The sequence below is a fragment of the Aeromonas sp. QDB14 genome, from assembly GCF_027707845.1.
Taxonomy (GTDB): domain Bacteria; phylum Pseudomonadota; class Gammaproteobacteria; order Enterobacterales; family Aeromonadaceae; genus Aeromonas; species Aeromonas caviae.
In genome coordinates, this window is the sequence record NZ_JAPCJD010000008.1 from 1 (window position 1) to 13,012 (window position 13,012).

Here is a 13,012-nt window from a genome sequence, read left to right on the forward strand (position 1 = left end):
GGCATATGGATTTAGGGACTCAGAATACTTTTTTCTGAAAATCAAGGCGGCCTTCCCCGGAAAGCCGCGATGAACCTTTTATCTGGCCGAGCAGCGGGATCAGTTGCAGCAGGTATTGCGCGGTGGAAAAGGGCAGGGGAATTCCCCCAAAGAAGACAAGCTGGATACTGAACTGCCAAAGGGGAAGCCCCTGAAGAGCGTGGCTTGAGACGAAAGGGCGGGGAAGGGGATGTGAGGCAGAATCCACTTTCTCATTCATGAAAAGTGCAACTTAAGTCATTGTCACGCCTCTTTTCCCCGAGAATTTTCCAACCACACCGCATATTTATTGAATATGCCGATTGCTCGTTATCATGGGGTATCACAGCAAGATGCCTCAGGTCGTTGCCCCCAAGGCGCACTGCAACCCCTGATGCCGATAACCCCATTTATCGGCATCAGGGGGGTGCGGCCCCGTTCAAAACATTCAACCGACATCACACACCATCATGACTCATCCAGCACTTCCACCCGCCATGCCACTGTTCGATAGCGTGGACCACCTTGAGGCGGGCAATCCCCAGGTCAACCAGTACCTCGCCACCCTGAGTCTTGGCAAAGTCCCCGACGCGGGGATCGTGTATGAGCTGGCCGTCGACTGGCTGCTGGAGCAGCGCCACAGCGAAAACAACTACAAGACCTATCGCAGTGAGCTGACCACTTTTTTGCACTGGTGTTTTTGCGAGGTGGCCATCAGCCCCAGGGATCTCACCAGGCGCATCATGATGCGCTATCTCGACTATTGCCAGGCGCCACCGTCCAGACTGATTGCCTACCGCAACGTCGCCCAGTTCGTGCTCGACAAGGAGTGGGGGGAACGGTTGCCAAACCCCCTGTGGCGTCCGTTTCTTGGCAAGCGGGAACTGGGCCGGGAGCTACCGTATCGACTGAGTGAGCAGGCGATGAAGACAAAACTCGCCATTTTGTCCGCCTTCTTCCAGTTTCTCATCCAGGAGGAGTACATGGATCGCAATCCGGCTCTCCTGCTGCAGCGGGTTAAACGTGCGGGCCCCCAGGAGGCTGGTGAAGACGCGCAATCCTTCACTGAGCTGCAATGGTCTTATGTGATGCAAGCCGCCGAACAGCTCGCTGCCGAATGCCCGGCACAACATGAGCGCAGCCGCTTTCTCATCTGTCTGATGTATGCCTGTTATCTGCGGATTTCCGAGGTGGCGGCCAGGCCGGGTTTCAGCCCCGTCATGGGCCAGTTTCGACGTGACGCCAAAACGGGCGTCTGGGGTTATGACATTCCCCGCAGCAAAGGCGGTAAACGTCGCACCGTGGCCGTTTCTCAGGCTCTGCTCGAAGCCCTGACTCGCTATCGTACCTTTCTTGGCCTTTCGCCACTGCCGGCCCCCGGCGAGCAGACCCCGCTGTTCGTACGCCACAAGGCGGCGGCCCATGGCCGCGAACAAGGCGAACTCAATGCCAATCTGGGTATCCGCCAGCTTCGAGACCTGGTAATGGCGGTATTTGAACAGGCCGCAAGCCTCGCCGAACAAGACGGTTTTGATCAGGATGCCGCTGAAATGCGAACCCTGACGCCGCACTCCATTCGCCATACCGGTATCACCCATGACATCAATCTGCACGGCCGGCCTTTATCCCACGTACAAGCCGATGCGGGACACGACAGCATCGACACCACCTCCAAGTACCTGCACACCGGCAACCGGGAACGTCACGAGAGTGCCAGCCGCAAGCCGCTGGATCACTTGCTCGACCAGAACCGTACATATGACTGATAACCAATGGTGAACAATAAAACTGCACTCATAACCAAGACACGGGACCTAAAGGCAATCCTTGATTGATTATGCCCTGGGACTCATAAAATACGACACTGCGCATAATGTATATTATGTTAAATGAAATATCTTGGTATTCTGTCACCCTCAACCGAACTGTGTATAATGGTGGCAATTGATCCTATCCCCGACCGGATGTCTTAAGTGGCTGAATTAACATCAGAACAATTAAAACCCGCTTTCTCGATTGAGCAGTTCCCCACACTTGGCGAACTCGACCCCATTCCGTTTGCCGCCCTGCAACCCAGAGCGATTTCGGGTATCAAACGGCTGGCCAGTTTTGATGGTGACTGCCCGGTCATGATCCTCAACGGTTTCCCCGGTGCAGATTACGAGAATGTCTGCCAGACCCTGATCGCCTCTTCGAATGGCAAGGATGGCGACCTGTTCGATCTCTGTTATACCGAGAATCTCAACAACCCTTTCAAGCCCATCTGGCTGCGCCTGCAACCGGGCTCGGGTTTCGAGTTCTGCGAAATGGTCGGTGAGCTGCTCAAGCTGATGAGCCACCATCTCGACGCCGAGCGGCTGGTCACCCGGATCATCCGCAAACAGAACAACGACCCCAAGATCGTGGATTTCCTCTCCGATCTGGCCGCCCATGTCGCCCAGGGCCTCGAGTTCCAGCACCCGGTGCTCATCAACCTGCTGATCCATCATGAGGATCAGCAAGCCCCTGTCGTCTACGGCCGTGACCTGAACTGGGATACCTTGTTCGGCTCTATCAACTATCAGACGGAACAAGGCTCCGTCTACGCCAACCAGCACCTTTTGGAACCTGGTCTGCTGCGGGAAGCCAACGGTGGTTACCTGATACTTCAGCTCGATGAGCTGCTGGATCAGCCTCATCTCTGGTTCAAGCTCAAAAACGCCATGCAAAAAGGCGAGCTGGACTGGAATGCCTATCAGGAAGGCAAGACGCTGACACCGTTCTTCACCCCGGAAGCGACCCCCATCCGGTTCAAGTTGATCCTGGTCGGTGACAGGCTGGACGTGGCGGAATTCCAGATGCTGGACAGGGACATGGCGGAGCGCATCTTCCTGCGTGCCGATCTGGTCTCCGAAGTGAACATCGAGGAAGATCTCCCCGCCTTCCTGCAATATCTCGCCTGGCTGCGAGCGCGCTGGGCGCTGCTGGATTTCACGCCAAGTGCCCTCCTCGCCCTCTGTCGCCATGCCAGCCGCCTGTGTGACCACCAGGAGTGGCTATCCCTCTCCGAGGTACAGCTCGGCGCCATCATGCGCATGGCCGACAGCCTGGCCCGCGAGCTGGAAGCGACCAGCGTCACTGACGAACATATCCTGCTCGCCCTGGAAGAGCAGGATTACCGCCTCAACTATCTGGTGGAGCAATCGGATCAGGGTGTTATCGACGGCCAGATCCTGCTGCAGACCGACGGTGAAGAGGTTGGCCAGATCAACGGCCTTTCCGTCATCCAGGTGGCCGGCCATCCCTATGACTTCGGGGAGCCGGTACGCCTCACCGCGACCGTCCACCTCGGGGATGGCGATGTGGCTGACATCGAGCGCAAGGCGGAGCTCGCCGGGCACATTCACGCCAAAGCCATGATGATCATCCACGGTTACCTCTCCAACAAGTTCGGCGCAGAGAACCCCTCGCCGCTCTCGGCCAACCTGGTGTTCGAGCAGTCATACCACGAGATCGATGGTGACAGCGCCTCCCTGACCGGCCTGTGTGCCCTGCTCTCTGCCCTCGCCCGCCAGCCCATCTACCAGCACTTCGCTGTGACCGGTGCGGTCGACCAGTTCGGCAATGTGCAGGCCGTTGGCGGCGTGAACGAGAAGATTGAGGGCTTCTTCCGGGTGTGCAAGATCCACGGCCTCACCGGCAAGCAAGGCATTCTGCTGCCCGGCACCAACGCCCAGCAGCTCAACCTCTCTGATGAAGTGATCGCGGCAGTAGAGGCCGGCCAGTTCCACATCCACCCGGTGGATCACGTGGAAGAGGCTATCGAGCTGCTCACCGGCTGCGTTGCTGGCGAACCAGACATGCCGGATACCCTGTTTGGCCGCATCCAGGAGAGACTGGACGAACTCAATGGCACGGCAACCAAGAGTGGCGGCCTGCTGCGCAGCCTGCTGGATCGGCTGCTTGGCCGTTAAATGAAGTGATCGGAGTTGTTTAGCGAACATCTGTAAGCTAAATTGGCCCGGCTTTGACCCATATGAAGGATAAACAGCGTGACCCTAGATAACGACACCACTGATCCCCGCCTCTCCCTGTGCGAACAAGGCAAAGAGTCCTTTACCCGTGAAGAGCTGCTTGCCTGCAGCCGTGGCGAATTATTTGGTGAAGGTAACAGCCAGCTGCCCGCCCCCAACATGCTGATGATGGATCGCATCGTCAAGATCAACGACCATGGCGGCGAGCACGGCAAGGGTGAAATCCTGGCTGAACTCGATATCACGCCGGATCTCTGGTTCTTCGACTGCCACTTCCCCGGCGATCCCGTCATGCCCGGCTGCCTGGGCCTGGATGCTATGTGGCAACTGGTCGGCTTCTTCCTGGGCTGGAAAGGGGGTCCTGGCAAAGGACGTGCGCTGGGTGTCGGTGAAGTCAAGTTCACCGGCCAGATCCTGCCGACGGCCAAGAAGGTCACCTACAAGATCACCTTCAAGCGCGTCATCAACCGCAAACTGGTCATGGGCATTGCCGATGGCGTCGTGGAAGTGGATGGTCGCCCCATCTACAGCGCCACCGATCTGAAAGTGGGCCTGTTCAAAGACACCACCGCATTCTGATCCTGCTCCTGGGTGAGCAGAGACAACGTAAAGGGGCCACGATGGCCCCTTTCCTATTGTAATGAGTGATGAAGTATCGGTTACTTCATGAAGAGGCCTGAGCCTCGCCCTTCCATGGCATCGCGCCAACCACCAAGCCAATGGCCCCTGGCATCCAGGCACTGGTACGGACACGCTTCTTTCTGTTTGCCGACTACGCCAGCCTGATAACCACGAGCGCGAGCTCTCTCCAGACGGTCCCGTTTCTGTCTCTTCATCATCTACGACCCTCTTCGTGGAACAAAAAAAGCGACCAGTTTTTCACCGGTCGCCTTCATCTTTACCCCAGGGGGGAGGCAGGGTCAAACAAAAAATTCCATGCTATTCAGGGGTTGTGACACAAGATACTGAACTGCATTAATTTTTGATGACACTTACTTATCGCTGATAGCGACGCAGCCAGGCAAAGGGCAGCGCCAGCAGAGTCAACCAGAACAGGCTGCCACCACCGCCCTCGCCACCATCCTGACCGGTCTGGTTGTTGACCGGCGCATTGCTGACCACATAGCTGGCCGGGGCATTGCCCTGATAATCCGCCACGGCCGGCGTCAGTTTGACGGCGACCACGGTGGCGTTGGCGCGTTTGTTGAGGTCGCTCTCGCTGTCATAGCGATACGCCGTCGCGGCAATGGTGCCGTCGCTGCTGATGCCGCTGGCATAAGCGATGTGATAGTACTTGCCGTTCTGGGCACACTGCTTGTTGCCGGCGTCATCCTTGCCACAGATGAGATCGTTCAGATACCAGCTGTTGGCCGGGGCGGCCGCGTTCAGCAGGAAGGCTTCCTGCATGCGGTTGGTGCCATTGACCACCGGTTGGGTCTGATGGCGGGAGTCGCGCCAGCCAACCACCATGTTGTGCTCGTTGATGGCGGCCGCTTCCGAGCCTGCCCCCGAGACCGGCTTGTCTTGAAGAGGAAGGCTGGCCGCCGTACCCGGCTTGCTCAGGTTGAACAGGAACATCTCCACCGGGCGGTTCTGACCCTTGTTGATGCGATAGCGCTGGTTGCCGATCACGTAGCCGTTGTCGTTGACGGCCACGGCCCAGCTGTGTTGCAGCTTGGCATCGTCCTTGCCAGGCTCGCCATCCGGCAGCGGGATGATCTTGGTGGTGCCCACGGTGCCGGCAGCCGTATCCAGGGTCCAGTAGCTGGCGAGGTTGCGGCCATCCAGATCACCGGTGCCCACCTCGCCGGTAGAGCTGTAGCCCACGCCGTAGAGGGTGCCGTTGTACTTGGCCACGCCCAGTGCAGAAGCGGTTTGCAGCACCTCGTCACGCTGATGGCCATAGGTGCCGGCCTGCATCAGCTTGTTGAACCCGCCCGAGCTGTTGAGCAGCCAGAAACTCGCCTGGGTATCGACCCCGGGGCAGTAGCGGAAGTCACCGTACTGGCTGTCATTGCCCGTCTCGAAACACCACTTGTAGAAATCACCGCCCACCTTGTGGCGATACTTGTCGCTGGCCGCGGTACCGGTCACCAGATACTGACCGTTGTCCAGCTTCTTGATGGAGGTGGGTACGCTCAGGCCGTGGGTGCTGGCCGCATCCTTGAGCTCGACCGGGTTGCCGTCATTGACCACGGCAAAGGCGGTGCGCAGCTTGCCATTCATCTTGTAACCGACCCGATCCTCCGGAACATCCCCGAGGGCCGTCACCAGGCCATCGACCTCGGAGCTGGTCACGTAGCCCAGGTTGCTGCGTTGATCCACCTTGTCCAGGAAGTCGCGACGCCACTGGTAGGCAAAGCCCGAGTTGTCGCTCCAGAAGGAGTTGCAGACCGAGTTGGAGAGCATGCAACCCTGCTCGAAACGGAAACGATCCACCAGGAAGTCGGCAAACCGCACGGTGGAGAAGTATTCCGCCATGTTGTTCTTGGTGTTGAGCCCGATGAGGCCGTTGGCATCGCCGCTGATCCCGCTGGCATAGCCTTTGACTTCGTCATCGACGATGGTGAAAAAGGAGCTTTGTGCCGCCTGCGCGTTGAGGCTGGCGCCGACCAGGATGGCCAGCATGGATAATTGCTTTTTCATCTACTTCCTTAGTCTTGATGTTTCAACGCTTCCAACTCCTCCCAACGGGAGAAGGCGTGTTCCAATGCGGCCTCTGCCGCATTCAATGCATCCAGTTTGGGCTGGGTCTGCTCTGCTGGCAGGGAGAAGAAACCGGGGTGGTTAATCTCGGCCTGCAGGGCATCGAGTTCCATTTCCAACTGTTCCAGCCGGGCTGGCAGATTATCCAGCTCCAGTTGCAACTTGTAAGAGAGTTTTCGTGTTTTTTTCGCAGGCTCCGCTGCCGATGCGACAGGCTCTGCCACCTTGACCGGGGCCGGCTTGGCCGTCTGTTGGGCGGCCTGCAGGGCTCGTGTGGCCATCATGTCGGCGTAGCCCCCGACATAATCGCTGATCCGTCCATCCCCTTCAAACAGCCAGCAGCCGGTCACGGTATTGTCGATGAAACGGCGATCGTGGCTGACCAGCAGCAGGGTGCCCGGATAATCGGTGAGCAGCTCTTCCAGCAATTCCAGCGTTTCGACATCCAGGTCGTTGGTTGGTTCATCCAGAATCAACAAGTTACTGGGTTTGAGGAAGAGTTTGGCCAACAGTAGACGGTTTTTCTCGCCCCCTGACAAGGCCTTGACCGGGGTGCGCGCCCGCTTGGGCTCGAACAGGAAGTCCTGCAGGTAGCCAAGGATGTGGCGGGAGCGGCCGCGAACCATCACCTCCTGCTTGCCCTCCCCCACGTTGTCCACCACCGTCTTCTCGGGATCGAGCTGCTCACGGTATTGATCGAAGTAGGCCACTTCCAGGTTGGTCCCCTGGCGCACCGAGCCACGGCTCGCCTCGAGCTGGCCCATCAGCAGCTTGATCAGGGTCGACTTGCCGCAGCCGTTGGGGCCAACCAGAGCAATCTTGTCCCCGCGCAGCACCTGCAGATCCAGTCCCTGGAACAGGGTGCGATCACCAAAGTCCAGCCCCAGCCCCTCGGTCTCGAACACCAGCTTGCCGGAGCGGCCCGCCTCGTCCAGTTGCAGCTTGGCCTTGCCCTGCAGTTCCCGGCGCTGGGTGCGCTCCATGCGCATCGCCTTGAGGGCCCGCACCCGTCCCTCGTTGCGGGTACGACGCGCCTTGATCCCCTGGCGCACCCATACCTCTTCCTGGGCCAGCTTGCGGTCGAACTCGGCGTTTTTCAGCTCCTCGACCCGCAGCCACTCCTCCTTGCCTTGCAGATATTCGTCATAGTTGCCGGGCCAGGAGGTGATCACGCCGCGATCGAGATCGATGATCCGGGTCGCCAGCTTGTGGATGAACTCCCGGTCGTGGGAGATGAAGACGATGGCGCCGCGAAAGTCCTTGAGGAACTCTTCCAGCCAGTTGATGGCATCGATGTCCAGGTGGTTGGTCGGCTCGTCCAGCAGCAACAGATCCGGGTCACACGCCAGGGCGCGGGCCAGAGCCACCTTGCGCAGCCAGCCGCCAGACAGACTGTCGAGCGTCACATCAGGGTCGAGATCGAGCAGGGTCAGCACCTGATTGATGCGGGTCTCGTACTGCCAGCCGTTCTGATAGTCGAGCTGCTCCTGCAACTGGCTCATGGTGCGAATGTTGGCATCGGAAGGGTCGTGCGCCAGGGCGTGGGAGACATGGTGGTACTGCTTGAGCAGCTCCCCTACCCCGGCCAGCCCTTCTGCGGCGTAATCGAACACGGTGATCTCGCTCGAGGCGGGCGGATCCTGCTCGAGGCGGGTCACTTTCAAATCTTGTTGCAACACCAGACGGCCGTCGTCCAGCGGCAATTCGCTGGCAATCACCTTCATCAGGGTAGACTTGCCCGCCCCGTTGCGCCCCACCAGACAGAGGCGCTCGCCCCGCTCTATGGTGAGCTCGGCATGGTCGAGCAGCGGAAAATCACTGAACGACAGGGACGCGCCGTGCAATGTCAAAAGAGCCATGTTTGTTCCTTGTTGCTTATGAAAAAACGGGCGGCAGCGTGAATCTGCCCCCGTTTTGTCGTCAAATCCTGCTCACCCCTGTGCCAGCCAGCCTTGCAGCTCCCTCAGGGTGAAGGGCCAGCCCAGCTCCCGGCCGGCACTGTCTTGCAGCACCGGGATGCGCACCCGGTAAGCCTCGAGCCAGGCCTCCTCCTCCAGGATGTCGCAGCGGCGGGTCTGCGCGGCCATCCCGGCCTGTTCCACCAGCGCCCACGCCTGTTCGCACAGGTGGCAGCCGTCGGTGTGAAACAGGGTCAGCATCAGCCTTGTGCCTCGGCGTGGGTGATGATCCAGCAGTTGTGGATATGCTGGTTGCGCTCGAAGTCCTTGGGCCGGGTCTTGTTCGTGATGTTCTGCGCCTTGAGACCGATGGCGTCAAGGCCGGCCAAGTCCATCTTGAAGTGGCGCTTGTTGTTGGAGAAGACCAGGGTGCCGTCCGCCGCGAGCAGGCGCTTGAGGTGCTGCATCAACAGCAGGTGATCCCGCTGCACGTCGAAGCTCTCGTCCATCCGCTTGGAGTTGGAGAAGGTGGGCGGATCGATGAAGATGAGGTCGTACTGCTCGTCGGCTTCCGACAACCACTTCAGGCAGTCCGCCTGCACGAACTTGTGCTCACGGCCCACCAGCGAGTTGAGGCGCATGTTGTCCTGGGCCCAGTTGAGGTAGGTGCGCGACATGTCCACCGTGGTGGTTTCGCGGGCGCCGCCGAGCCCCGCGTGCACGGTGGCACTGCCGGTGTAGGCGAAGAGGTTCAGGAAGCGCTTGCCCTTTGCCATCTGGCCCAACATGCGGCGGGTCTGGCGGTGGTCGAGGAAGAGGCCGGTGTCCAGATAGTCGTAGAGGTTGACCCAGAGGCGTGCACCGTACTCCTGCACCTCCATCCGGTGCTGCTCTTCGGAGAGCTTCTGGTACTGCTGTTTGCCTTCCTGGCGCTCGCGCACCTTCAGGATCACCTTCTCGCCGTCCATGCCGGTCACCTTGATGGCGGCCTGCACCATGTCCAGCAGACGCTGGCGGGTTTTCTGGGCGGGAATGTCCTTGGGCGCCGCGTACTCCTGTACCACCAGATAATCCTGATAGCGGTCGATGGCGGCGTTGTATTCCGGCAAGTCCGCGTCATAGAGGCGGTAGCAATCGAGGTTCTCCTTGCTCGCCCATTTCTCGAGGGTCTTCAGATTCTTGCGCAGACGGTTGGCAAAGTCCTGGGCCACCTCTTTCTGGGAAGCGACGGCATCGAGGGCGATCTGATAGTTGCGCAACTGGCACTCGAGGGCGCCGTTGAACAGGCGATACTGCTTGTCGGCACGCAAGCGCAGGCAGCTCAGGAGTTCGGGAGAGGCGGAGAGAATGGTGACCTTCCACCCCTGGAAGCCGCGGCGCAGGGCATCGCCAAGGGCCTGATGCACTTCCAGCAACGCCGGGAATTCACCGAGACGCTCGCCATAGGGCGGGTTGGAGATGAGCATGCCGACCTGACGGCTCTCTCCTTCCACAGCCGGCATCGGCAGCGGATTTTCCAGCTTGGTGACATCGGCCTGCTTGAAGGTAATGAGATGGGCCACGCCGGCGGCCTTGGCGTTGTCACGGGCCTTCATCAGGACCCGGGTATCCGCATCGCAACCGAACAGTTTCACCTCGCAGCGCTGCATGCCGCGCTTGGCACGCACCTGGGCTTCCATCATCAGACTCTGCCACAGTTCACCATCGTGTTGCAGCCAGCGATCGAAACCGAAGCGCTCACGGCGCAGCGCAGGCGCCATGTCGGCAGCGATGAAGGCCGCTTCAATCAGCAGGGTACCGGAGCCGCACATGGGGTCCATCATGGGCTCGCCAGCCCAGCCGCTGCGGGCAATCATGGCCGCAGCCAGGTTCTCTTTGAGGGGCGCCTCGCCGGTGCCCTGGCGATAGAAGCGCTGGTGCAGCGCCGGTCCTGACAAGTCCAGCGTGATATTGGCCTTGCCTTTGCCAAGGTGCGCCATGATGCGAATGTCCGGAGACTTCTTGTCCACATCCGGGCGCACGTGGCCGCGCTTGGTGAAGCGATCGACGATGGCGTCCTTGATCTTCAGGGCGCCGTACTGGGTATTGCGAATGGAGGCGTTGGTACCGGTAAAGTCCACCGCGATGGTGGCGGTACCGGAGAAGTGCTCCTCCCAGGGAATGGTATGAGCCCCGAGGTAGAGGTCCAGATCGTCGTTCATCTGGAACTCGGAGAGCACCAGCACGATACGGGAGGCAAAGCGGCTCCACAGACAGGCCTTGTAGCCGATGGCCAGTTCGCCCTTGAAGTGGACGCCGGCCACGGTCTCACGGACCTGCTCCGCACCCAGATTGGTCAGCTCGACGGCCAGCAGGTTTTCCAGCCCCTTGGGGCAGGTTGCAAAAAATTCTTTCATCACGCTCACGGGGATGCCATAAAAATAGTGCCGCATTATACCTTATCGGCCCGCGCTCGGCACTCGAACCTTGGACAAAGGCGCCATATAAACGGCAAGAGGCGCGGCAGACTCTCCCCTCCCCCCTTGCGGGCGACAGGATCCCGCTCTTGGCTGGCAGCTGTCTACCATCACATTCGTAAAGAATTCGAAAATCTTGCCCGGACCAGGCAGAAAATGGTCGTGACGACCAGACGAAGGAAAAAGACAAATAATGGAACAAGAGAGAGACTGTGCGCTTAAATATCAGACCAATATAGCAGGCCTATAACAGACTTATTCGTCGCCATATAACGGCCCCATCGTCAGCCCACTTCCCGATATTGTGTCTGTGCCCGGACTCTGGCTTGCATCCGGTTATTCATCACCTTGATCACGGCAAAGCGCGGCAGCATCTTGCTGTTGGTCAGCACCAGTTCGTCGGTCAGGTTCAGGCAAACGCTCGCCTGATCGCCGGCTTCGATGACCATGAATTCCCCCCGACCGTGGGGAGTATCCATCCACACCAGGGATCCCATCTCTGGAATAACATGAGCCTGCTGTTCATGAAAGAACCAGCTTTGCGGCATCAGGGGTTTATAAAAACGGCTGACGGCGATGGCATTGAGGACCAGCTGGACCTGGTGGGGCGTACTCCAGTCGAGTTCAGCAGCCTTGTCCATCAACTGGTAATAGAGGGCGGCATCATCCACACAAAAAGGCTGGGTGGTGAAAGAACAGGGAACAAGTTGTCGACCTTTATATTCGGTGGCAAATATCATGCGATCGGACAAATCCAGCATCAGGCGATCATCCTGAGCGTCATAATGCCACTGCCAATTGTCATTGGGTTGAATACACATGGTGGTGCCCTTATCTAAGCCGTCCCTCGACTTTATTCCATGTCGAGAATTTGAGCAACGTTAAATAAGGGCAACCGGTTATTTTTTAAATATGGGTAACGATCTCTTTGACCAGACTCGGCCCTTTATAAATAAAGCCGCTGTAAATCTGGACAAGACTGGCACCCGCTGCCAGTTTTTCCCGAGCCGCCATGGCGCTGTCGATACCACCCACACCGATAATGGGCAGGGCGCCGTCGAGGGCCTTGGCCAGGTGGCGAATCACCTCGGTGCTCTTGTGCTGGAGCGGACGACCGCTGAGCCCGCCAGCCTCTGCGGCATGGGGCATGTCATATATCATCTCCCGCTCCAGAGTGGTATTGGTGGCGATGACACCGTCAATACGGTTCTTGATCAAAGAGGCGGCTACCTGATCTATTTCATCGAGTGACAGATCCGGGGCAATTTTCACGGCCAGCGGCACATACTTTTTATATTTCTCGGCCAGCTCCTGTTGGCGCTGTTTCAATGCGGCCAGCAGTTCATCCAGCGCATCGCCATATTGCAATTGACGCAGACCCGGGGTGTTTGGCGAGGAAATATTGACCGCAATATAACCGGCGTGGTCATACACCTTGTCCATGCAGAGAAGGTAATCATCCTTGCCCTGCTCGATGGGGGTGTCCTTGTTCTTGCCGATATTGATGCCGATCACCCCCTGATATTTGGCCTCTTTCACCTTGGCCACCAGATGATCGACGCCCTTGTTGTTGAAGCCCATGCGATTGATGATCCCCTCGGCCGGGATCACCCGGAAGAGACGTGGCTTGTCATTGCCGCTCTGGGGTCTGGGGGTCACGGTACCGACCTCGATGAAACCGAACCCCATGGCGCCGAAGGCATCGATGCACTCCCCGTCTTTATCCAGACCGGCGGCCAACCCCACCGGATTGGCAAAATTAAGCCCCATGACGGTGACGGGGCGTTTGGGCAGAGAGTGGCGGAAGAAACAATCAAGCGGGGTACCAAGAAGGCGGGGCAAATATTTGATGGAGAGATCGTGAGCCTGCTCCGGATTGAGTTTGAACAGGAAATGCCTGGCGAGTGGGTACAGCATGCTT

The 13,012-nt window shown here is 58.8% G+C and carries 11 protein-coding genes; 3 read left to right on the forward strand and 8 right to left on the reverse strand.

Annotation, left to right across the window (positions count from 1 at the left end; genetic code table 11):
* Positions 1-19: 19 nt before the first annotated feature.
* On the reverse strand, positions 20-259 hold the full coding sequence (locus tag PG887_RS04090; RefSeq protein WP_270821224.1) for a hypothetical protein: 240 nt from the start codon (positions 257-259) through the stop codon (positions 20-22).
* Between the two features lie 229 nt (positions 260-488).
* Here PG887_RS04090 and PG887_RS04095 point away from each other — a divergent pair, with 229 nt between their 5' ends.
* The 3 genes from PG887_RS04095 to fabA all read left to right on the forward strand — a co-directional run bounded on the left by PG887_RS04095 (position 489) and on the right by fabA (position 4,610).
* Positions 489-1,784 (forward strand): tyrosine-type recombinase/integrase, encoded by a 1,296-nt coding sequence (locus tag PG887_RS04095; RefSeq protein ID WP_041201615.1) that lies wholly within the window; start codon positions 489-491, stop codon positions 1,782-1,784.
* Between the two features lie 207 nt (positions 1,785-1,991).
* Positions 1,992-3,971 (forward strand): Lon protease family protein, encoded by a 1,980-nt coding sequence (locus PG887_RS04100; RefSeq protein ID WP_041211430.1) that lies wholly within the window; start codon positions 1,992-1,994, stop codon positions 3,969-3,971.
* 78 nt (positions 3,972-4,049) lie between these two features.
* Positions 4,050-4,610: a 3-hydroxyacyl-[acyl-carrier-protein] dehydratase FabA gene (gene fabA / locus PG887_RS04105; protein WP_010674758.1), complete on the forward strand. Its 561-nt coding sequence runs from the start codon at positions 4,050-4,052 to the stop codon at positions 4,608-4,610.
* A gap of 80 nt (positions 4,611-4,690) precedes the next feature.
* Here fabA and rmf read toward each other — a convergent pair whose 3' ends face one another.
* From rmf to pyrD, 7 genes are all read right to left on the reverse strand, one after another.
* Entirely contained in the window at positions 4,691-4,870 is a 180-nt protein-coding gene (gene rmf / locus PG887_RS04110; protein WP_005315693.1) for a ribosome modulation factor, read from the reverse strand.
* A gap of 157 nt (positions 4,871-5,027) precedes the next feature.
* Entirely contained in the window at positions 5,028-6,677 is a 1,650-nt protein-coding gene (locus tag PG887_RS04115; protein WP_010674760.1) for a DUF3466 family protein, read from the reverse strand.
* 8 nt (positions 6,678-6,685) lie between these two features.
* The gene (gene uup / locus PG887_RS04120) at positions 6,686-8,596 is read right to left on the reverse strand and encodes an ATP-binding cassette ATPase Uup (RefSeq protein ID WP_029314544.1); all 1,911 of its coding nucleotides are present in this window, start codon (positions 8,594-8,596) and stop codon (positions 6,686-6,688) included.
* A 72-nt stretch (positions 8,597-8,668) separates the two neighbouring features.
* Positions 8,669-8,896 carry a glutaredoxin family protein gene (locus tag PG887_RS04125; RefSeq protein ID WP_042017071.1) on the reverse strand — a complete coding sequence of 76 codons (228 nt, stop codon included), beginning with the start codon at positions 8,894-8,896 and terminating at the stop codon, positions 8,669-8,671.
* The gene (gene rlmKL / locus PG887_RS04130) at positions 8,896-11,067 is read right to left on the reverse strand and encodes a bifunctional 23S rRNA (guanine(2069)-N(7))-methyltransferase RlmK/23S rRNA (guanine(2445)-N(2))-methyltransferase RlmL (RefSeq protein WP_039040793.1); all 2,172 of its coding nucleotides are present in this window, start codon (positions 11,065-11,067) and stop codon (positions 8,896-8,898) included. The genes PG887_RS04125 and rlmKL overlap by 1 nt, the downstream gene beginning before the upstream one ends.
* Before the next feature lie 308 nt (positions 11,068-11,375).
* Positions 11,376-11,912: a cell division protein ZapC gene (locus PG887_RS04135; protein ID WP_270821226.1), complete on the reverse strand. Its 537-nt coding sequence runs from the start codon at positions 11,910-11,912 to the stop codon at positions 11,376-11,378.
* Positions 11,913-11,997: 85 nt separating this feature from the next.
* Entirely contained in the window at positions 11,998-13,008 is a 1,011-nt protein-coding gene (gene pyrD / locus PG887_RS04140; protein WP_039040791.1) for a quinone-dependent dihydroorotate dehydrogenase, read from the reverse strand.
* Positions 13,009-13,012: the final 4 nt, after the last annotated feature.